The sequence below is a fragment of the Janibacter melonis genome, from assembly GCF_003721155.3.
In the GTDB taxonomy this organism is placed as follows: domain Bacteria; phylum Actinomycetota; class Actinomycetes; order Actinomycetales; family Dermatophilaceae; genus Marihabitans; species Marihabitans melonis.
Genome location: NZ_CP044548.2, coordinates 2,987,499 through 3,007,410 on the forward strand (window position 1 = coordinate 2,987,499; position 19,912 = coordinate 3,007,410).

A 19,912-nucleotide genomic window follows, 5' to 3' on the forward strand; every position below is an offset into this window, starting at 1 on the left:
CGTCGCGTCAGAAGAGGTGGACCATCCCGTAGCCGCTCGGGCCGAGGCGGACGGGCCCGGAGGTGTCGCCGTCGGAGGTGCCCCACCACGCGTGCAGCTCGCGACCCTCGAGACCGATGACGTCGGCCTGCCCGGTGGACGAGCCGTTGACGTCGCCCGGTGACGCGACGACCGAGTAGCGCTCCCAGCCCAGCGAGGTCCCCGAGAGCTGGCTCCACGTCGAGCCGGTCGAGCGCCACGCGCGCATCCGACCGCCGGTGGCGACCCCACGGATGTCGCCGCGTCCGTCGCCGTCGAGATCGGTCGTCGCGAGGATCGTCGGGTACCAGACGAAGGGCTTGCCCATCGTGCGGACCGTCGTGAGCCGACCGGAGTCGCTGATCGAGTGCAGGGTCGCACCGCCCCCGACGCTGCGCGTCACGACGTCGAGCGAGCCGTTGCCGTCGACGTCGGTGCCGCTCGCGATGCTCGTGTACGAGCCCCAGGACGTCGCGATCGTGCGGGGCGAGGCGTACCCGGTGCTGCCCGAGCTCATCCACAGCTGGAGGCGCCCGTCACCGCGGCGCACGAGCAGGTCGGCGCGCTTGTCGCGGTTGAGGTCACCCGCGCTGCCGTACCAGGTGGCGTCCTTCGGCCCGGTCTTGAGCCGGACCTTGTCGGCGAAGGAGCCCCGCCCGTCGCCCCGGTAGAGGTACATCGTGCCGCTGGCGCTCGTGCCGACGAGGTCGGCGCGTCCGTCGCCGTCGACGTCGCCGAAGGTCCCGCGGGCCGGGGGTGCCGGCGGCGGGGTCGAGGGGACGAGCCGGTCCTTGTACTTGTGGATGATCCGCGACACCCCCTCGATCGTCGTGATCTGGGTGCCGAAGGCTCCCGGGTCGTCGTGCGTGAGCACGCCGATCGTGTAGTCCTGCCCGCTCGTGCTGTATCCGATGCTGTTGACGTGCCAGCCGTCGGTGCGCGGGAGCCAGCCGTTCTTCAGCGCGACCGTCCCGGCGGGCGCGCCGGCGGTGACGCCCCAGTCCTGGTCGGAGGAGATGCTGCGCATCTGGGTCAGCCCGTAGTCGCGGTTGGTCTGCGACAGCACACCCGTCGCCCGGGCGAAGTGCTCCATGAGCCGGGCCTGGTCCTGCGGCACGGTCGAGGTCAGGCCCCACCGGCCGCCCGAGTCGGCGTAGGTCGCCGTCATCCCGAGCCGGGCCGAGGCGCGGTCGAGGGCGGCGCGGCCGCCGATGCTGTTGAAGAGATCCGTCGTCGCGCCGTTGTCGCTGTAGCGGATCATCGGGACGATCTTGCTCTTCTCCCAGTCGGTGAGCCCCCGCCCGGCGTCCTGCGCGCGCATCATCACCGCCGCCATGATCTCGGTCTTGACGATGCTCGCCGTGACGTTGCGGGCGTTCGTCTTCGTGTACGTGTAGACGCGCGACGTGCCGGGGATGCGCACGGCGACACCGACCGCGCCCGGACGTCCCGCGAGGTAGGTGCGCAGCGTGTACTCGAAGGGGAAGTCGCCCGCCGCGGCCGTCGTCGTCTCGCCCGAGGCCTCGGCGCGGCGCGCCGCCGCCGTGTTCACCGAGTCCGCGTCGACGGTCACGGTGAAGGTCAGCCGGCCGGTCACGGAGGAGGAGGTCGCCCCCTTCGCCGCCTGGGTGGAGGGGAGGACCTGGCGAAGGGAGCCCGCGCTCACCGTCGAGCGGGCGGTGCAGGTGACCCCGTCGCCTGTCGGGTCGACCGTCACGGCGCGTCCCGAGGCGTCGGTGCCGGTGAAGCCGGGTCGGCCGACGACGGTCAGCGGGCCCGAGGCGATCGCCGCGGTGCCGCCGGAGGCGAGGTCGCCGGTCACGGTGACCGTGTCCTCGCCGACGCCGTCGCAGACGACCTGGACGTCGACGGGGCCGGAGTCGGCGGCGCTGGCCGGTCCGGCGGTGCTCAGGGCGGTGGCGGCGACGGCCGCCCACGCCACGGTCAGGCCGGCGCGGGACCGCCAGGTGCTTCGGACGGACATGGCGGATCTCCCTGCGCTCGCGACGTGGTCGGGCCCATCCTGGCACCGTCGTCGGTCCCCGTCTCGGCGACTGCCCAGCCGCGCTCATTACAGTTGAGCCCATGTCCACCGCCCCGGGTCGCTCCCTCGCCCGGACGACGCTGACCCTCGGTCCCGCCCTCGTCCTCGCGCTCGCCGTCGTCGTGACGACCGTCATCGGCGTCCTCGTCGGCCGCGCCGCCGTGCCCTACGCCGCCGGTGACCCCGGGGCACTCGTGCGCTGGGGGCTGCCGGTCCTGCAGGGGGTCCACGACCTCGCGGCCGCCGTCACCGTCGGCTTCCTGCTCCTCGGGGCCTTCGTGCTGCCCGAGACGACGCGCACCCGGCGCCGGTGGACCGCCGGCCGGGTCGCCGCGACCTCCGGCACGCTGTGGCTCGTCAGCCTCCTGCTGCTCATCGTCCTCACCTTCGCCGATCTCGCCGGGGTGCCGGTGGGCCAGCCCGGCTTCGCCACCCAGCTCGCGGCGGTCCTGTGGGACCTGCCCACGCTGCGGATGAACCTCATCAGCGCCGTCGTCGTGCTCGTCGTCGTCATGGCGTGCGCCGGGTCGGAGAGCAAGGCGGTCCTCGGGTGGGGCTGGGCCGGGTCGCTGCTCGCCCTGCTGCCGCTCGCGCTCACCGGCCACTCCTCGGCGGCGCTCGACCACATGAGCGGGGTCAACGCCCTGGCGATCCACCTCGTCTCGGCCACCGTGTGGGTCGGCGGGCTCGTCGCCCTCGCCTGCTTCCAGCGCGGGCTCGGCGCCCACCTCGGGCCGACGATCCGGCGCTACTCCGTCGTCGCCGGGTGGGGCTTCGCGGGGGTCATGGCCTCGGGCCTGCTCCTCGCGTGGACCAACATCGGGGCGCTGGAGAACCTCCTCAGCCGCTACGGCGCGCTCCTCGGGGTCAAGCTCGCGCTCGGCGTCGTCCTCGGCGGGTTCGGCTGGTGGCACCGCCGGCGCTTCGTCCAGCAGCTCGACGAGGGCGGCACCCCGTCCTTCGTGCGCTTCGTGCTCGCCGAGCTCGTCGTCATGGGCTCCGCCTTCGGCATCGGTGCGGCGATCAGCCGCACCCCGTCGCCGACCAACGTCATCGTCAGCCCGCCCGACACCGTCGTCTACGCGCTGTCGGGCTACCCCGACCCCGGGGCGCCGACGTCGTCGAGCTGGTTCACCGCGTGGCAGACCGAGTGGCTGTGGCTCACCGTCGCGCTCGTCGCCTGCGTCGTCTACATGCGGTGGGTGCTGCGGCTGCGCCGCCGCGGCGACAGCTGGTCGCTGCTGCGCACGGTCTCGTGGGTCCTCGGCTGGGCGGTCTTCGTCTACGCGACGAGCGGGGCGCCCGGCGTCTACGGGCGCGTCTCCTTCAGCTGGCACATGATCGAGCACATGACGGTGGCGATGGTCGTGCCGCTGCTCCTCGTGCCGGCTGCCCCGATCACCCTCGCCCTGCGGGCGCTGCCCGCCCGGCGGGACCGCACGCTCGGCCCGCGCGAGCTCGTCCTCGCGTCCGTGCACGCGCCCTACCTGCGCGTCGTCGCCAACCCCGCGGTCGCCGCCGCGATCTTCTTCTTCAGCCTGGCGATCTTCTACTACAGCCCGCTCTTCGGGCTGTCGATGAGCACCCACACCGGGCACGTGCTCATGATGGTGCACTTCCTGCTCAGCGGGTACCTCTTCGTCTGGGTCCTCATCGGCGTCGACCCGGGCCCGACGCGCTGGTCGCCCCTCGCGCTGCTCGTCATCCTCTTCACGACGATCAGCTTCCACGCGTTCTTCGGCGTCATCCTCACCCAGAGCACGACGCTGCTCGCGCCGGACTTCTTCGGGGTGCTCGACCTGCCGTGGGTGCCCGACCCGGTCGCCGACCAGCGCACCGGCGGCGAGATCGCATGGGGCGTCGGCGAGGCCCCGACCCTCGTCCTCGCCGTGGCGGTCGCCGTGCAGTGGATGCGCTCGGACGAGCGGGAGTCCCGTCGCCGCGACCGCTCGGCGGAGCGCGACGGCGACCGCGAGCTCGAGGCCTACAACGCCCACCTCGCCTCGCTCGGGCAGGGCGGCGCCGCGTCGGGCACGGACCGCGAGCAGGTCCGCTCGACGACGGAGCGCTAGGCGCCGATCAGGTGCAGCTGCTCCAGCTCGCGAGCGTGCTCTTGGGCGCCCACGTGCTGTTGCCCTTGTAGATCGCGCGATAGCGGTAGCACTGCTTCGGCGAGACCGAGGTCTTCCACGTGTAGTACCCGTGGCGGTTGGTCTTCGCGGTGCCGGCGGGGGAGAAGGAGTTCGAGTAGGCCTTCGCCGACTCGATGGTGATGTTGGCCCCCCACAGCGGGCGGGTCGTGCTGCTCCACAGCTTCGTCGCGCGTCCGTTGACCCGGGCCCCGGTGCCGTCGGCCTTGAGCGTCGCGCTGACCCGGACCTTCGTGCCGGCCTTCGCGGTCTGGCCGACCCAGTTGCTCTGGTCGGGGTAGTACCAGGAGTTGCCGGCGTACACGGCCCGGTAGGTCCGCGAGCGGTCGGCGGTGCGCACGAGGCGGAAGCTGCCCGACGAGCCGGTCTCGACGGTGGCGAGTCGGGTCCACGTCGTGGTGCCGGCCGGCTTGGACTCGAGCCGGATGACGCGGTTGGGCAGCGCGCGGTAGGTGTCGCGGTCGTACGCCTCTCCGCTCAGCTCGATCTGCTCGCCGGTGCCGGACCACAGGGGTTCGGCCCGCAGGATGACCTCGGAGTACTTCTTCGCGGCGGCGGGCGCGCTCGGCCCGCCGGGTGCGGCGCCCGCGGGCGCGGCGAGCGGCAGGGCGAGGGCCGAGGTGACGAGGGCGGTCAGGGGGAGTGCGGCGGTGCGTCGCATGATCGCGTCCATCTGCTCAGGGGGTGTGACGGGTGGGTCCAGTGTGACGTAGACCGATCGGCGCCTCAACGTCCGCCGCGGTGCGTCGGCCCGTCGGTAGAGTCGTCGCCGAAGACCTGAGCCGAAGGGGGAGCCATGCTCCAGGAGTCGTTGAGCACCACCGAGCTCGTCGTGTGGGGGCTCGTCATCCTCGCCCTCGCCGTGGTCATCCTCGTCGCCTTCGTCCTCGTCGAGCGCCCGCCCCGTCGGGGCCAGGTGCGGGTGCACCGCCGTCCCGAGGGCGACGTCCGCGACCCCCGTGGACGCTGGGACCGGGCCGAGCGCGTCGACCGCGAGCGCGACCGCACACGGCGCTGACCAGCCATGACGAAGGGGTGCCCCGTAGCCCCCGCTGGACCTCGCGCAGCCCTACTGTCTGACTCCGAGACGCGGACCCTGCCGCGTCAGCACAGGAGGTACGCCATGTACATCGGACTCGGCATCGCGCTGCTCGTCATCGGGGCGATCCTCTCCTTCGCCATCGGACCGGACGCCATCGAGGGAGTCAACCTCGAGATGATCGGCTACATCTTCATGGCCGGTGGCGTCCTCGCCATCCTGCTCAGCCTCGTCCTGGGTCGTCCCCGCGGCCCGCGGGGCTACACCTCGCGCCGGGTCAGCCACACCGACCCGCGCACCGGCGAGGCCTACGACGAGGTCCAGGTGGACCCCGACCGCCGCTGAGCGACGGGACGGCGAAGGGGGCGTGGCCGGGCACCGGCCACGCCCCCTTCGCCATGCCCGGGCTGGGATGGGCTGGGCTGGGCTGACAAAACCCTGCCAGCAGGGTCTTGACGAGCCAGGACCCTCTCGAGACCCGGCTGGCTCGTCAAAGGGCAGCCAGCAGGGTTTTGTCGGCGATGGGTCAGGGCGTGCCGAGCAGGGCGCCGATCTGCGGGCTGCGGCGGCGGAAGCCGTCGAGCATCTCGCGGGCGGTCGTGACCGACGGCACGAGGGGGTGCAGGGCGAGCGCCTCGAGGGCGAGGGCGGGGGAGCGCTCGAGCGAGGCCCGGATCGTCAGCTGCTCGACCTCCTTGACCTGGGCCATGAGCCCGAGGCGGTGGCCGGTGGGTGCGGTGACGCGAAGGGGGTGCGGCCCGTCCGCGTCGACGCGGCAGGGGATCTCGACGACCGCGCCAAGGGGCAGGCCGGGCACGGTGCCGTCATTGCGCACCCCGAGGATGAGGTCGGCGGCCTCACCGCGGCTGATCGCCGCCATGATCGCCAGGGCCACCCCTTCGTACCCGCCGCCCTCGATGTCGGCGGCGTCGCGGGCCTCGTCCTCCTCGCGGGCCTCGCGCATGTACGTCGCGTCGCGCTCCTCGCGCACCCGCCGCCAGGTCGCGAGCGCGTCGTCGGGTCGCGCCGCGAGCTCGGCGTAGAAGGCGTCCTGCTGCTGCAGGAGGAACTCGCCGCGCGTCTGCTCGGCCTCGAGGATCGAGGCGACCGCGTCCCGGGTGAAGTAGTAGTAGTAGAGGTACTCGTTGGGGATCGTGCCGAGCGCGCCGAGCCACTCCGGCCCGAAGAGCCGGCCCTCCTCGATGGTCGCGAGCCGCTGCGGGTCGGCGACGAGGTCGGGCAGCAGGTCGGTGCCGCCGGTGCGCAGGCCCTGCAGCCAGCCGAGGTGGTTGAGCCCGACGTAGTCGACGTCGAGCGCCGTCGTCGTCGGGTCGACGCCGCACGCGCGGGCGGCGCGACGGGCGAGGGCGATGGGCGAGTCGCAGATGCCGACGACCCGGTCGCCGAGCACCGCCGACATCGCCTCGGTGACGATGCCCGCGGGGTTGGTGAAGTTGATCGTCCACGCGTCGGGCGCGAGCTCGTGGATGCGCTCGGCGATGTGCACGGCGACGGGGACGGTGCGCAGCGCGTAGGCGAGACCGCCCGGTCCGGTCGTCTCCTGGCCGAGCACCCCGCACGACAGCGGCACCCGCTCGTCGACGGTGCGCCCCTGCGTGCCCCCGACCCGGATCGCGGAGAAGACGAAGTTGGCGCCCGCGATCGCCTCGTCGAGGTCGGTGCTCGCCCGCACGCGCGGCGGGTCGTCGTGGTCGGCGCCCATCTGCTGCAGCACGCGCTCGATGCTCGCAAGCCGGGTCGCGTCGGTGTCGTGGAGGACGACCTCGCGCACCCGGTCGGGGTGGTCGTCGGTGAGGAGCGCCCCGTAGACGAGAGGGACGCGGAAGCCACCACCCCCGAGGATCGTCAGCTGCATGCCTGGCACCTTCTTCGCACGGACGTCACGACGAGCAGGCTAGTCGCGCCCCCTCGCGCGTCGGGCGGGGCCCGGCCCGGGGGCGCCGGTGCACAATGCACGGGTGACCGCACCTCCCTTCGACCCGCTCTCGCACCTGCGCGAGTCCGCCGACACCCCGGCGGTCGAGCCCGAGGCCGACGTCCTGCTCTACGGGACCGTCTTCCTCGACCTCGTCCTCACCGGCATCGACGGGGGCGTGACGCCGGGCACCGAGGTGTGGGCGTCGGGGATGGGCTCCTCTCCCGGCGGCATCGCCAACCTCGCCGTCGCGACGTCACGGCTCGGCCTGCGCACGACGCTGGCGGCGGCCTTCGGCGACGACGCGTACGGCGACTTCTGCTGGCGCACCCTCGAGGAGCAGGAGGGCGTGGCCCTCACCCGCTCGCGCCGCTACCCCGACTGGCACACCCCGGTGACCGTCTCGCTCGCCGTCGACGGCGACCGCTCGATGATCAGCCACGGCCACCCGAGCCCGGAGCCCGCGAGCGCGCTCATCGGCGACCCGCCACGCACCCGGATCGCGCTGCTCGACCTGCACGCCGACGACCTCACCTGGACGACGAAGGCCCGTCAGCAGGGGGCGCTCCTCTTCGCCGACGCCGGGTGGGACGCGACGGGGGAGTGGTCGACCGAGCTGCTCGACCGGCTCGACGGCATCCACGCCTTCACCCCCAACGCCGTCGAGGCGATGGCGTACACGCGCTCGCGGACCCCGCACGAGGCGATGTACGCGCTCGCCGACCGCGTGCCGCTCGTCGTCGTCACGAACGGCGCCGAGGGTGCGCTGGCCATCGACTCCTCGACGGGCGAGGAGGAGCACGTCCCGGCGCTGCACGTCGAGGCCGTCGACGCGACCGGCGCGGGCGACGTCTTCCACGCCGCGATCGCTCTCGGCACCCTCGCCGGCTGGCCGCTGCGCGACCGGCTCGCCTTCGCCACGCTGTGCTCCGGGCTGGCCGTCCAGCACGTCGGCGGCTCGCTCGCCGCTCCCGGCTGGGGCGACATCGTGGACTGGTGGCGCCGGGTGAAGGCTGACCCCTCCGGCACCGCACGGTGCGCCTCGGTGCGCCGTCGCTTCGCCTTCCTCGACGAGATCGTCCCCGACGTCCCGCAGCACGCCGTGCGTCGCGCGCAGGCAACGATCGCGCGACAGTCCGATGTCTGAGGCACTCCGCCGGCCCGCACGAGGCAGGCTCCAGCTCAGCAGCACCGCACCCATCGAGGAGACACCATGACCCGCAGGTACACCACGGTCGCCGTCCTGGTCGGCGCGAGCCTGACCGCCGCCGCGTGCGCCCCCGGCGGCTCCGGCGGCGAGGAGTCGGCGACGAGCAAGGCCGCCTCGGAGGTCGAGACCGACCCCGCCGCGATGGGCGACATCACCCTCACCGTCTGGGACCAGGAGGTCCGCGGCGGTCAGGACAAGCAGATGAAGGCGCTCAACGCCTCCTTCGAGAAGAAGTACCCGAACATCACCATCAAGCGGGTCTCGCGCTCCTTCGACGACCTGACGAAGACGCTGCGCCTGGCCCTCACCGGTGACGACGCCCCCGACGTCGTCCAGGCCAACAACACGCGCTCGCAGATGGGCCAGTTCGTCAAGGCCAAGCAGATCATCAACCTCGACCCCTACGCCGAGGCGTACGGCTGGCGCGACCGCTACCCGGAGTCGGTGCAGTCCGTCGTCTCCTACTCCCCGGACGCGAAGACCTTCGGCGAGGGCAGCATCTTCGGCCTGCCGCAGGTCGGCGAGGTCGTCGGCATCTTCTACGACAAGAAGATGATGGAGGACCTCGGCATCGAGCAGCCGAAGACCTGGGCGCAGTTCGAGGAGGCGCTCGCGACGGCCAAGGAGGCCGGCGAGACCCCGCTCGTGCTCGGCAACATCGAGAAGTGGCCGGCGGTGCACGTCTTCGGCGCGCTCCAGGGTCGCTACACCGACGCCGAGACCATCCGCACGCTCGGCTACGGCCGGCCCGGCGCGAGCTGGACCGACGAGGGCAACGAGCAGACCGGCGCCACGCTCGTCGACTGGGTCGACAAGGGCTACTTCAACGAGGGCTTCAACGGCGAGGGGTACGACGCCGCCTGGCAGTCCTTCAGCAAGGGCGACGGCCTCTTCCTCATCGCCGGCTCCTGGCTGCAGTCCGACCTCTACGCCGCGATGAAGGACGACGTCGGCTTCATGCTCCCGCCGGTGGAGAAGGAGGGCGACACCCCCGTGACGACCGGTGGCTCGGGGCTCCCCTTCGCCGTCACCTCGAAGGCCGAGAACCCCGACGCCGCTGCCGCGTACATCGACTTCATCACCAACGACGACGCGATGGACGTCCTCGCCGAGAACGGCAACATGCCGGTCGTCGGGACCGCCGAGCGCAAGGCGGCCGACCCCCTCGGCGACGAGATCTTCGCCGCCTTCGGCGAGGTCAGCGAGAAGGACGGGCTCACCCCCTACCTCGACTGGGCCACCCCGACGATGGGCGACACCATGGGCGCCGGGCTGCAAGACATGCTCGCCGGCAAGAAGGACCCCAAGGCCGCGATGGAGACCATCGAGGCCGACTACGCCGAGTTCACCAAGGAGTAGGCGGCAGGTGGCGGCGCAGAAGGTTCGGCAGCACGGCCCTCCCGGTGAGCCCCGGAGGGTGGCCTGGCTGTACCTCCTGCCCGCCCTGCTCGTCTACGGGGCCTTCGCCCTCTACCCGCTGCTGCGGGCCTGCTGGATCTCGCTCTACGACTGGGACGGGCTGTCCGTCGGGTCGTGGGCGGGCCTGTCGAACTACACCGAGGTCCTCACCGACGAGCGGCTGCGCGCGGCGCTGCTCCACGCGCTCGTGCTCATGGTCTTCTACGCCGTGCTGCCGCTGCTCATCGGCCTCGTGCTCGCGGGCATCATGCACCGCTCGCGGGTGCGGGGGCTGGGCTTCTTCCGCACCGTGGTCTTCCTGCCGCAGGTCGTCGCGATGGTCGTCATCGCGGTCGCGTGGCGCCGGGTCTACGCCTCCGAGGGCTCGCTGAACTCGTTGCTCTCGGCGATCGGCCTGGACTCGCTGACCCGCGGCTGGCTCGGCGACTACACCTTCGCCCTGCCCTCGGTCGGCGTCATCGGCACGTGGTTCGAGACCGGTCTGGTCACCGTGCTCCTCCTCGCGGGGCTGAGCCAGGTGCCCAAGGACCTCTACGAGGCCGCGCGCCTCGACGGCGCCGGCCCGATCCGCGAGTTCCTGGCGGTGTCGCTGCCCTCGATCCGCGGCGAGATCGCCGTCGCCCTCACCCTCACCGTCATCGCGTCGCTGAAGACCTTCGACCTCATCTTCATGACGACGAAGGGGGGACCCGGCCACTCGACGACGGTGCCGAGCTACGAGGTCTACCGGCAGGGCTTCGAGCAGGGGGCGGTCGGGCTGGCGAGCGCGGTCGGCGTCGTGCTCACCCTCATCATCTTCGCCATCAGCTTCGTCATCACCCGGCTCGGTGACCGCGCATGAGGGTGCGGGCCCGCGAGACCGTCGGCAGCTACGTCGTCCTCGTCGTCTTCGCGCTCTTCGCGATCGCGCCGCTCGCCGGCATCGTCGGGGCGGCGCTGCAGACCGACTCCGGGGCGCCGGGTGGTCTGGCCAACTTCGCAGAGGCGTGGCGGGTGGGGCGCTTCGGCACCTACCTGCGCAACTCGGTGCTCGTCTCGGTCTTCGTCGTCTCCGTGAGCACGGTCCTGTCGATCCTCGCCGGGTACGCCCTGGGCACGATGCGCTTCCGCGGCTCTACGGTGATCTTCTACGTCATGCTCGTCGGCATCATGATGCCGGCGGAGGCGATCGTCGTGCCGCTCTTCTACGACCTGCGCACGATCGGTCTCACCGACACCTTCTGGGCCGTGACCCTGCCCCAGGTCGCGCAGTCGGTGGCCTTCGGCACCTTCTGGATGCGCTCGTTCTTCCGCTCCACCAACCGCTCGCTCATCGAGGCGGCCCGTCTCGACGGGGCGGGGCACATGCGGATCCTGTGGCAGGTGCTCGTGCCGCTCGCCCGGCCCGCGATCATCACCCTCGTCGTGCTCACCTTCATGTGGACGTGGAACGAGTTCCTCATCCCGCTCGTCATGGCCCCGACGAACGAGGCCATCCGCACCGCGCCGCTGGGCCTGGGCTTCTTCTCCGGGCAGTACACGCAGGGCTTCGCGCTGCTCGCGGCGGGCGCGACGATCATCGCCGTGCCGGTGGTCGTCGTGTACCTCTTCCTGCAGCGGCACTTCATCGCCGGGATGCTCGAGGGCGCGGTCAAGGACTGAGGGGTTCAGGGACGCAGCAGAGCCCGGCGGCCAGGCCGCCGGGCTCGTGAGGTCTCCCCGGACCGAAGGGGGACGGTTCCCCCTTCGGTCGAGATCCCCCTTCGCTCAGTCCTGCGGTCGCAGCGCCCGGTGCACGGCCTCGACCCGGAGCACCTCGATGCGGTCCTCCTGGTCGAGCGCCCGCTCGAGCAGCGTCGTGACGTGCCGCTGGTCGAGGCGGGGGTCGGAGAGCTCCTGCAGCGTGCGGAAGCCGAGGATGCGGGCGTTCGTCGCGGCCTTCATCGCCTCGAGCTCGATGACGTCGGTGAGCGGCGAGCGTCTGAGCAGGGTGCCGGCGGGGTGGAGCCGGCCGAGCTGCTGACCGATGCGGGTGATCGCCTCCTGCACCTGCGGCTGGGTGACGCCGACACTCTTGGCGATGTCGAGCAGGCCGCGGCGGTCGGCGGCGACGTCGTCGGCGAGGCGGACGACCTCGTCTCGGGCGAAGGCGGGGATGCTGCCGGCGACGCGGCGGAAGAGGTCGACACCGCCGGCCGACGCGGCGAGGTGCCGGCGCAGGTAGACCTTCAGCAGCTCGTCGGGGTCGGGACGGGCCTCGGACGTGTCGTCGGTGCTCATCGCCCCACTCTGCCGGGCGCACCTGCGCCCGTCACCACCCCCGAGGGTGCGCTCAGCCGGTGACGTCGTCCCCGGCGAGGATTGGACGGGCGATATGCGGGTCGGCGAGCAGCTCTCCCATCGTGCGCGCCGGGCCGGACTCGACAGCGGCGTCGAGCCGGTCGGGGTCGACGAGGTGGGCCCGGACGAGCTGGTCGTCGAAGAGCTGGACCATCGTCCCGACGGGCAGCGCGAGGTAGGGCGCGAGCCATCGGGCGTAGGAGTGCACCTCTCCGGCGTCGACGTTCAGCACCGCTCGCTGGTCCTCGGTGAGCTCCGTGCTGGCGTTGGCCCACACGAACCACCCCGAGCGCCGGGTGCCGTCGTCGAGCCGGTCGGCGTCGCCGAGGGCCATGCGGTCGAGGACGACCCCGATGCGCTGCCCGTCGGCGAGGGCGTCGACGACCGCACGCTGGATGCCGATGGTGTCGTCGACGTGGGTGGGCTCTGCCGCGACGCCCGCCCGGCCGACGAGGGTCTGCTGCTGCACGTGGGCGAAGACGGCCTCGGTGAGGTCGACGGTCGTGCCGGAGCGGTAGGCCAGCGGGTGCGAGAAGTCCGGTGACGTCACGTCGAGCACGTCCGGCTCGGCCTGCTCGAGCCGGTAGGTGACGTAGTCGGTCTGCAGAGCGGCGCCGGGGACGAGGCGCTCGCGGCCGCCCGCGGCTGCGGTCCTCAGCAGGGTGCGGGCGACCTCGACGAGAGCGGGGGCGATGGTGGCCCGCACCGTGAGCCCGTCGACGTGCTCCTCGACGGTCACCCGCTCGCCGGCGGCGAAGGGGGTGCCCCCCGTCGTCGCGCGACGCGGAGCCTCTCCGGCGGTGACCTCGAGGACGCGGGTGGTCGTGAGGCGGGCGGTGGTGCCGACGGGCAGGGGGAGGAGGGCGACGACCGCGGGGGCTCCACGGACGAGGAGCCCGGCGAGGACGTCGCTCTCGCGCCGGCCGATGAGGCCGGCCTTCGTGGCGGTGCTCAGGTGCCAGCCCGAGCTGCTCTTCGAGGTCGGCGCGCGACGGGTGAGGACGAGCTCGTCGTCGCCGCCGGACTCGACGACCTTGAGCGCGGCACGGGTGCACATGACGCCTGAGGAGAGGTCGACGACGTCGCCGTCGACGTCGAGCTGGCGCAGGACGTCGTCGTGCATGGCCTCGACCCACAGCGCGGTGGTGAGGTCGTCGGTCGTGTCCTCGGTGAGGTCGGGGTCAGGGCTGAGATAGCTCGGGGCCTGGATCGTCATCCGGCCGGGGGAGGACTGCCGCAGCTGCCACATGCTGAAGCCCACCATCGTGCGCAGGCCGTCGTGGTGCTGGCCGTCCTCGTGGTAGCGCATGAAGCGCTCGACGACCGGGGCCGCGTACGACGCGACGCTCGGCGCGCAGCAGAGGTCGAGGGCGAAGCCCCCGAGGTCGACCGGTGCCTGCAGAGCGGGAGCGTCGACGGGGTGGGGCGGCAGCTCGAGCGCAGTCATGCGGCGACGCTAGTGACGGGTCCGACACCGGCGACACCCACGGATTCCGTGGAATCCACCGGCGCCGAAGGGGGATCCGCTCACCCCGTCGGGTCGGCCTGCAGCCTGTTCTTCGCCTCGACGACCTCGTAGGTCGCGGCCGGCTCGTCCTGGAGGTCGGCGACGGTCTCGATGTCCTGCCAGGCGCCGCCGTCGACCCGGTAGCTGCCGGTGAGCCGGGCGTCGACCCTGACGTCGACCGACCCGGTGTCGCGGTAGGCGTGGGTGATGTCGCCGTCGGGGTAGCCACCACCGGTCGACGTCGTCCACTCGCTCGATGCGCCGTCGCCGTAGCTGAAGCGGTAGTCGCGAGCCGCGACCGTGAACTCGACGCTCCACGACAGGAGCTGGACCTTCGCGCTCGTCTCGCCGGGGGAGAGGCAGGCGCCATCGGGCCAGCCGGCCTCGTAGTAGGTGGCGAGGTTGACCACCGTCTTGCCGCCGACGGGCTGCATGCTCGGGCTGGGCTTGCAGAAGGGGAGCTCGCGGAAGGCCTGCTGGATCTGCCCAAAGGTGGGCACGGGTGGAGCCGCGACGACGGCTGGGCCGGGCTGGCCCGGAGTCGCGCCGCAGTCGTACCCCTCGAGCTGACCGCCCGGCTGCCGGATGATCGCGACCGGTCCCTCGCTGTCCGGCGAGGTCGCGGCGCACGTCCCCGCCGCGGCCTGGCACTGCAGCTCGGCCATCCGCCCCGCGCACGACTCGCTGACGAGCTGGGAGCCGTCGTCACCGGCCCGCGGACCACGCCCGACCTGCTGGGTGTCGGGTCCGCCACTCCTGGGTGACGCACTACCCGCCGCGTCGGGGTCTGCGCCTTGGGCTGGGCTCGGTACGCGCGGGGCGCAGCCCCCCGACTCCCCAAGCACGCCGATGCCGCCGTCGTTCGCTACGCCTTGTGTCTGGGGGCGCTTGCACTCATCTTGCCTGTCGCTGTTCGCAGAGCCGACGCCAAACATCATCAGCACGAGGGCCACGATGGGCGTGAGCACGCGCATCATGACTCATTCTCGCGGTACGCCAGGGTCACCTCAGAGACGCGCCATACATCGGACGACCGGACTAAGCGCATAGCGATGCCGGCCTTCTCGGCACGGACCGTCGCCTCCTTCTCGCCCTGATCGTTCAAGAGGTGGTGACGTGGGATGGAGATGTCGACCTGGAATGTCGGTTTTGTCCCCCACTTGAGGACCCTGGCGTTGGTGACGTCCTCATAGGGGTTGATGGAGGGATGCTGGACGCCCCTGCCACTGTCGGCGAACGTGGCGATGTCCTCGCACTTCACACATCCCGACGTCGACTGCTCTCGGATGAGATCACCGTCCATGAGGTGCTGGGCCGCGCCGGTCACCTGGGTGTACCACTTGGCGAACTCCTGGGCTCCCTGGCGGGTGTTCGCCCTGGCCGCCTCAGGTGGCGACGTCCATCGGGCAGCGTCGTCGGTCGAGCTGCTGGGCGTGGCTTCTCCCGAGTTCGTCGTCGACCCGCCGCTGCTCGAGGTTGCGCTGCTCGAAGAGGTCGAGGACGAGGCGCTCGTCGGGGTGGCGATGCTCGTCGATGACGTCTCGGGGTCCTCTCCGCCCCCGGTGCAGCCGGCGAGCGTGACGGCCCCCACCGCCAGCAGTCCCAGGGTGCGTGTGCCCATGCGTCCGAGCCCCTCCCTCGCGGCGACCGACCCGCCCGGACGCCTCATCGCTGCCGTCCAAGTTAGCGAAGCAGCGGCCTGGCGCCACCGGACGATCCACAGGCGGCTCAGCCGACGAGGTCGCGCAGGATCCGCTCGAGGTGAGCGCGGTCCCCCTTCGACAGGCCGGCGAAGATCTCCCGGCTGGCCGCACGCCTCACCTGCTCGACCTCGGCGGCCATCGTCCGACCCGCGGCGGTGACGTCGATGACGGTGGCGCGGCGGTCCGCAGGGTCGGGGGAGCGCTCGACCCAGCCGGACTCCGTGAGGTGGTCGACGACGTCGGTCACCGTGCGCGGCGCGACGTGCAGGGCCTCGGCGAGCTGACCGAGCCGCATGGGGCCGTCCCGCTCGACGACCCGCAGCGCCCGTGCGTGGTGAGGCGTGATGCCCAGCGGGGTGAGCGCATAAGCCGTGCCCCTGCGCAGCCGCCGGGTGACGGCGAGCATGAGCTCGCCGAGCCCGTCCGCCGCGGGGGGTGTCGTCGCCATGTGGGAATGATACCGACACCCTTGTGGTTACCTCATACTGAGTCAACCTCAGCAATCGAAGGAGGGCGCCCATGACAGACGCACCCACCCCCCACGTCGGCGGCCGCGGCCCCGGCGGTCCGCGCCGCATCTCGAAGGAGGATCGCGCTCAGCTCGAGGCGCGCCCCGTCCCCTTCGCCCGGATCGCCGCGCTCTTCGGCCCCCACCGACGCACGCTCGGCGTCGTCGTCGCGATCATCGTCGCGACCTCCGTCGTCTCCATGGCCTCGCCCTTCCTCGTGCGCGAGGTCGTCGACGTCGCCATCCCGCAGCAGGACGTCTCGCTCCTGCTCTGGGTCGTCGGCGGCATGGTCGCCGTCGCCGTCGTCACCTCTCTGCTCGGTGTCGTCCAGACATGGATGTCGGCCCAGGTGGGCCAACGCGTCATGCACGGGCTGCGCACCCAGCTCTTCAGCCACCTCCAGCGTCAGTCGCTCGGCTTCTTCACGCGCTCTCGGGCCGGCGAGGTCCAGTCGCGCCTCATCAACGACGTCGGGGGCATGCAGGGCGTCGTCACGACGACGGCCACCTCGATCGCCAGCAACCTCACGACAGCCGTGGCGACCGCGGTGGCGATGGTCGCTCTGTCGTGGCGGCTCTCGCTCATCTCGCTGGTCGTCGTCCCACCGGCCATCTGGCTCACGCGCAAGGTCGCGCTGCTGCGCCGGGAGATCACGGCTCGCCAGCAGTCAGCGCTGGCGGACCTGCACGTGCGCATCGAGGAAGGGCTGTCGATCAGCGGCATCCGTCTCGCGAAGACGATGGGGACGACCCGTCGCGACTCGCAGCGCTTCGCCCAGGTGAGCCACGACCTCATCGACCTCGAGCTGCGCAGCCAGCTCGCCGGACGCTGGCGGATGGCGACGATGCAGGTCGTCTTCGCCGCGGTGCCGGCCGCCATCTACCTCGCCGCCGGCCTCCCGGCCACCTCCGGGGCGATGACGATCGGCACCCTCATCGCCTTCACCACGCTGCAGGCCGGGATCTTCCGTCCGCTCATGGGTCTGCTCAACGTGGGCGCCCAGTGGGTCAGCTCGATGGCGCTCTTCAGCCGGGTCTTCGAGTACCTCGACCTCGAGCCGGAGATCACGGCACCGGAGCACCCGGTCCGCCTCGACCTCGAGGCGGTCCGTGGTGAGGTCCGGCTCGAAGGGGTGAGCTTCCGCTACACGGGGGCGGAGAGGGACGCGCTGCACGAGGTGTCTCTCGACGTGCCGGCCGGCACCTCGCTCGCCCTCGTCGGGCACACCGGGTCGGGCAAGTCCACGCTCGCCGCGCTCGTCTCGCGTCTGTACGACCCCACGCAGGGGCGGGTGACCGTCGACGGGGTAGACATCAGGGACCTCGACCCCGAGGACCTCGCGTCGGTGGTCGGGGTCGTCAGCCAGGAGACCTACCTCGTCCACGCGTCGATCCGCGAGAACCTCCTGCTCGCCCGACCCGACGCCGACGAGGCCAGGCTGTGGCAGTCGCTTGCTGCGGCCCAGGTGGCCGACCTCGTCGCGGGCCTCCCCGACGGGCTGGACACCGTGGTGGGCTCACGGGGCTACCGCTTCTCCGGGGGAGAGCAGCAGCGCATCGCCATCGCACGCACTCTCCTGCGCGACCCGAGGGTCCTCGTGCTCGACGAGGCGACCAGTGCGCTCGACAACGAGACCGAGCGCGAGCTGCAGGCGGCGATCGAGACCCTGGCGAAGGGGCGCACGACGATCACCATCGCCCACAGGCTCTCGACGGTCGAGGGAGCCGACCAGATCGTCGTCCTCGACGGCGGGGTGGTGGCCGAGCAGGGGACGCACGACGAGCTCCTCCAGCAGGCCGGCGCCTACGCAGGACTGGCCCTCGCGGCCTGACCTGGCGGGGCCGAAGGGGGCGGGCGGCCCTGCGCCGCAGCCGAGTTGGAGGTTGCCCAGATCGGGTGCTACCTTTGCGGAGCACACCGCAGAGATCCAAGCGCGATGCAGTTCGGCCGCTCCGAGAGCGGATCACGGATTTGTCGCCCAAGCTGAGATGCGGTAGGCTGGAGAAGTTGCCCCGGAGCTTCGCACGAAAGTGCTGAGTGATGGTGCGCGTCCGAACCTTGAGAACTCAACAGCGTGTCAAAAATCGATGCCAATACCTCGTCTTCTGAGGTGCGGCACATCCTCCTTCTGGTGGGTGTGTGGTACTGATGAAACGATATTTTAATCCTTTGGTTGACAATGATCATCTAGTATTTTTGCTAGTTGTTCTTGCTCAGCTGGGATGACAACCCTTTGTGGGTATCAGTATTTCACCGCGGTCCTTTTGGGGTTGTGGTGGGAGTTGAACATCAACGGAGAGTTTGATCCTGGCTCAGGACGAACGCTGGCGGCGTGCTTAACACATGCAAGTCGAACGGTGAACCTTGGAGCTTGCTCTGAGGGGATCAGTGGCGAACGGGTGAGTAACACGTGAGTAACCTGCCCCGGACTCTGGAATAAGCGCTGGAAACGGCGTCTAATACCGGATACGAGACGCAACCGCATGGTTAGTGTCTGGAAAGTTTTTCGGTCTGGGATGGACTCGCGGCCTATCAGCTTGTTGGTGAGGTAATGGCTCACCAAGGCGACGACGGGTAGCCGGCCTGAGAGGGCGACCGGCCACACTGGGACTGAGACACGGCCCAGACTCCTACGGGAGGCAGCAGTGGGGAATATTGCACAATGGGCGAAAGCCTGATGCAGCGACGCCGCGTGAGGGATGACGGCCTTCGGGTTGTAAACCTCTTTCAGCAGGGAAGAAGCGAAAGTGACGGTACCTGCAGAAGAAGCACCGGCTAACTACGTGCCAGCAGCCGCGGTAATACGTAGGGTGCGAGCGTTGTCCGGAATTATTGGGCGTAAAGAGCTTGTAGGCGGTTTGTCGCGTCTGCTGTGAAAATCCGGGGCTCAACCCCGGACTTGCAGTGGGTACGGGCAGACTAGAGTGTGGTAGGGGAGACTGGAATTCCTGGTGTAGCGGTGAAATGCGCAGATATCAGGAGGAACACCGATGGCGAAGGCAGGTCTCTGGGCCACTACTGACGCTGAGAAGCGAAAGCATGGGGAGCGAACAGGATTAGATACCCTGGTAGTCCATGCCGTAAACGTTGGGCGCTAGGTGTGGGACTCATTCCACGAGTTCCGTGCCGCAGCTAACGCATTAAGCGCCCCGCCTGGGGAGTACGGCCGCAAGGCTAAAACTCAAAGGAATTGACGGGGGCCCGCACAAGCGGCGGAGCATGCGGATTAATTCGATGCAACGCGAAGAACCTTACCAAGGCTTGACATATACCGGAAACACCCAGAGATGGGTGCCCCTTTTGGTCGGTATACAGGTGGTGCATGGTTGTCGTCAGCTCGTGTCGTGAGATGTTGGGTTAAGTCCCGCAACGAGCGCAACCCTCGTTCTATGTTGCCAGCACGTAAAGGTGGGGACTCATAGGAGACTGCCGGGGTCAACTCGGAGGAAGGTGGGGATGACGTCAAATCATCATGCCCCTTATGTCTTGGGCTTCACGCATGCTACAATGGCCGGTACAAAGGGCTGCGATACCGCAAGGTGGAGCGAATCCCAAAAAACCGGTCTCAGTTCGGATTGGGGTCTGCAACTCGACCCCATGAAGTCGGAGTCGCTAGTAATCGCAGATCAGCAACGCTGCGGTGAATACGTTCCCGGGCCTTGTACACACCGCCCGTCAAGTCACGAAAGTCGGTAACACCCGAAGCCGGTGGCCCAACCCTTGTGGGGGGAGCCGTCGAAGGTGGGACTGGTGATTGGGACTAAGTCGTAACAAGGTAGCCGTACCGGAAGGTGCGGCTGGATCACCTCCTTTCTAAGGAGCACTGGCCAGATATCTGGTCCAGGGCCTGGTCTGCTCGCGAATGTCGAGCAGCAGGTGCTCAAGGGTGGAACATCGATTATTTGGCACCGCAGGACCTGCCTGGTCCGTTAGTACGCACAGCTCTTGGGTTGTGATGGAACGCGCAGGGTGGGTGTTGGGGTGCTTGACACGTTGTTGGGTCCTGAGGGTTCGGGCTCACCGCCACGCGATTTCGGTTGCGGGTGGTGACGCGAGCG

The 19,912-nt window shown here is 70.4% G+C and carries 16 protein-coding genes and 1 rRNA gene; 9 read left to right on the plus strand and 8 right to left on the minus strand.

Features of this window, described 5'->3' with window-relative positions; all coding sequences use genetic code 11:
• Positions 1-7 precede the first annotated feature (7 nt).
• Entirely contained in the window at positions 8-2,002 is a 1,995-nt protein-coding gene (locus tag EEW87_RS14315) for an FG-GAP-like repeat-containing protein (RefSeq protein WP_123092413.1), read from the minus strand.
• 101 nt (positions 2,003-2,103) lie between these two features.
• Here EEW87_RS14315 and EEW87_RS14320 point away from each other — a divergent pair, with 101 nt between their 5' ends.
• Complete coding sequence (locus tag EEW87_RS14320; RefSeq protein WP_123092412.1) at positions 2,104-4,134, plus strand: bifunctional copper resistance protein CopD/cytochrome c oxidase assembly protein; 2,031 nt, start codon at positions 2,104-2,106, stop codon at positions 4,132-4,134.
• A gap of 7 nt (positions 4,135-4,141) precedes the next feature.
• Here EEW87_RS14320 and EEW87_RS14325 read toward each other — a convergent pair whose 3' ends face one another.
• Positions 4,142-4,873 carry a hypothetical protein gene (locus tag EEW87_RS14325; RefSeq protein WP_148041592.1) on the minus strand — a complete coding sequence of 244 codons (732 nt, stop codon included), beginning with the start codon at positions 4,871-4,873 and terminating at the stop codon, positions 4,142-4,144.
• Between the two features lie 135 nt (positions 4,874-5,008).
• Between EEW87_RS14325 and EEW87_RS14330 the strand changes: the two genes are divergently transcribed.
• Positions 5,009-5,230 (plus strand): hypothetical protein, encoded by a 222-nt coding sequence (locus EEW87_RS14330; RefSeq protein ID WP_123092410.1) that lies wholly within the window; start codon positions 5,009-5,011, stop codon positions 5,228-5,230.
• A gap of 105 nt (positions 5,231-5,335) precedes the next feature.
• On the plus strand, positions 5,336-5,596 hold the full coding sequence (locus EEW87_RS14335) for a DUF6458 family protein (RefSeq protein WP_123092409.1): 261 nt from the start codon (positions 5,336-5,338) through the stop codon (positions 5,594-5,596).
• Positions 5,597-5,777: 181 nt separating this feature from the next.
• Here EEW87_RS14335 and EEW87_RS14340 read toward each other — a convergent pair whose 3' ends face one another.
• On the minus strand, positions 5,778-7,127 hold the full coding sequence (locus tag EEW87_RS14340; protein WP_123092408.1) for a 6-phospho-beta-glucosidase: 1,350 nt from the start codon (positions 7,125-7,127) through the stop codon (positions 5,778-5,780).
• Between the two features lie 103 nt (positions 7,128-7,230).
• Between EEW87_RS14340 and EEW87_RS14345 the strand changes: the two genes are divergently transcribed.
• The 4 genes from EEW87_RS14345 to EEW87_RS14360 all read left to right on the plus strand — a co-directional run bounded on the left by EEW87_RS14345 (position 7,231) and on the right by EEW87_RS14360 (position 11,457).
• Positions 7,231-8,334: a carbohydrate kinase family protein gene (locus tag EEW87_RS14345; protein WP_123092407.1), complete on the plus strand. Its 1,104-nt coding sequence runs from the start codon at positions 7,231-7,233 to the stop codon at positions 8,332-8,334.
• Positions 8,335-8,400: 66 nt separating this feature from the next.
• On the plus strand, positions 8,401-9,756 hold the full coding sequence (locus EEW87_RS14350; protein WP_123092406.1) for an extracellular solute-binding protein: 1,356 nt from the start codon (positions 8,401-8,403) through the stop codon (positions 9,754-9,756).
• A 58-nt stretch (positions 9,757-9,814) separates the two neighbouring features.
• The gene (locus EEW87_RS14355) at positions 9,815-10,657 is read left to right on the plus strand and encodes a carbohydrate ABC transporter permease (RefSeq protein WP_123092405.1); all 843 of its coding nucleotides are present in this window, start codon (positions 9,815-9,817) and stop codon (positions 10,655-10,657) included.
• Positions 10,654-11,457 (plus strand): carbohydrate ABC transporter permease, encoded by an 804-nt coding sequence (locus tag EEW87_RS14360; RefSeq protein ID WP_123092404.1) that lies wholly within the window; start codon positions 10,654-10,656, stop codon positions 11,455-11,457. Before EEW87_RS14355 ends, EEW87_RS14360 begins: the two co-directional genes overlap by 4 nt.
• 105 nt (positions 11,458-11,562) lie before the next feature.
• On the opposite strand, the gene EEW87_RS14365 is transcribed toward EEW87_RS14360, so the two are convergent.
• The 5 genes from EEW87_RS14365 to EEW87_RS14385 form a co-directional block, all read right to left on the minus strand.
• Positions 11,563-12,075 (minus strand): hypothetical protein, encoded by a 513-nt coding sequence (locus EEW87_RS14365; RefSeq protein WP_123092403.1) that lies wholly within the window; start codon positions 12,073-12,075, stop codon positions 11,563-11,565.
• Between the two features lie 52 nt (positions 12,076-12,127).
• Positions 12,128-13,582 carry an immunity protein Imm33 domain-containing protein gene (locus tag EEW87_RS14370; protein WP_123092402.1) on the minus strand — a complete coding sequence of 485 codons (1,455 nt, stop codon included), beginning with the start codon at positions 13,580-13,582 and terminating at the stop codon, positions 12,128-12,130.
• An 80-nt stretch (positions 13,583-13,662) separates the two neighbouring features.
• Complete coding sequence (locus EEW87_RS14375) at positions 13,663-14,307, minus strand: hypothetical protein (RefSeq protein ID WP_123092401.1); 645 nt, start codon at positions 14,305-14,307, stop codon at positions 13,663-13,665.
• Positions 14,308-14,615: 308 nt separating this feature from the next.
• Positions 14,616-15,263 carry a hypothetical protein gene (locus EEW87_RS14380; RefSeq protein WP_148041591.1) on the minus strand — a complete coding sequence of 216 codons (648 nt, stop codon included), beginning with the start codon at positions 15,261-15,263 and terminating at the stop codon, positions 14,616-14,618.
• Between the two features lie 107 nt (positions 15,264-15,370).
• Positions 15,371-15,793 carry a MarR family winged helix-turn-helix transcriptional regulator gene (locus EEW87_RS14385; protein ID WP_123092399.1) on the minus strand — a complete coding sequence of 141 codons (423 nt, stop codon included), beginning with the start codon at positions 15,791-15,793 and terminating at the stop codon, positions 15,371-15,373.
• A gap of 71 nt (positions 15,794-15,864) precedes the next feature.
• On the opposite strand from EEW87_RS14385, the gene EEW87_RS14390 reads away from it, so the two are divergent.
• Together EEW87_RS14390 and EEW87_RS14395 are read left to right on the plus strand one after the other, a co-directional pair.
• Positions 15,865-17,685 carry an ABC transporter ATP-binding protein gene (locus tag EEW87_RS14390; protein ID WP_123092398.1) on the plus strand — a complete coding sequence of 607 codons (1,821 nt, stop codon included), beginning with the start codon at positions 15,865-15,867 and terminating at the stop codon, positions 17,683-17,685.
• Positions 17,686-18,143: 458 nt separating this feature from the next.
• Positions 18,144-19,667 (plus strand): 16S ribosomal RNA (locus EEW87_RS14395).
• Positions 19,668-19,912 lie beyond the last annotated feature (245 nt).

What these genes read in the sequence shown, in the direction of transcription:
- EEW87_RS14315 (WP_123092413.1), bottom strand. Translation starts at nt 2,002, where the DNA reads ATGTCCGTCCGAAGCACCTGGCGGTCCCGCGCCGGCCTGACCGTGGCG.
- EEW87_RS14320 (WP_123092412.1), top strand. Translation starts at nt 2,104, where the DNA reads ATGTCCACCGCCCCGGGTCGCTCCCTCGCCCGGACGACGCTGACCCTC.
- EEW87_RS14325 (WP_148041592.1), bottom strand. Translation starts at nt 4,873, where the DNA reads ATGCGACGCACCGCCGCACTCCCCCTGACCGCCCTCGTCACCTCGGCC.
- EEW87_RS14330 (WP_123092410.1), top strand. Translation starts at nt 5,009, where the DNA reads ATGCTCCAGGAGTCGTTGAGCACCACCGAGCTCGTCGTGTGGGGGCTC.
- EEW87_RS14335 (WP_123092409.1), top strand. Translation starts at nt 5,336, where the DNA reads ATGTACATCGGACTCGGCATCGCGCTGCTCGTCATCGGGGCGATCCTC.
- EEW87_RS14340 (WP_123092408.1), bottom strand. Translation starts at nt 7,127, where the DNA reads ATGCAGCTGACGATCCTCGGGGGTGGTGGCTTCCGCGTCCCTCTCGTC.
- EEW87_RS14350 (WP_123092406.1), top strand. Translation starts at nt 8,401, where the DNA reads ATGACCCGCAGGTACACCACGGTCGCCGTCCTGGTCGGCGCGAGCCTG.
- EEW87_RS14360 (WP_123092404.1), top strand. Translation starts at nt 10,654, where the DNA reads ATGAGGGTGCGGGCCCGCGAGACCGTCGGCAGCTACGTCGTCCTCGTC.
- EEW87_RS14365 (WP_123092403.1), bottom strand. Translation starts at nt 12,075, where the DNA reads ATGAGCACCGACGACACGTCCGAGGCCCGTCCCGACCCCGACGAGCTG.
- EEW87_RS14370 (WP_123092402.1), bottom strand. Translation starts at nt 13,582, where the DNA reads ATGACTGCGCTCGAGCTGCCGCCCCACCCCGTCGACGCTCCCGCTCTG.
- EEW87_RS14375 (WP_123092401.1), bottom strand. Translation starts at nt 14,307, where the DNA reads ATGGCCGAGCTGCAGTGCCAGGCCGCGGCGGGGACGTGCGCCGCGACC.
- EEW87_RS14380 (WP_148041591.1), bottom strand. Translation starts at nt 15,263, where the DNA reads ATGGGCACACGCACCCTGGGACTGCTGGCGGTGGGGGCCGTCACGCTC.
- EEW87_RS14385 (WP_123092399.1), bottom strand. Translation starts at nt 15,793, where the DNA reads ATGGCGACGACACCCCCCGCGGCGGACGGGCTCGGCGAGCTCATGCTC.
- EEW87_RS14390 (WP_123092398.1), top strand. Translation starts at nt 15,865, where the DNA reads ATGACAGACGCACCCACCCCCCACGTCGGCGGCCGCGGCCCCGGCGGT.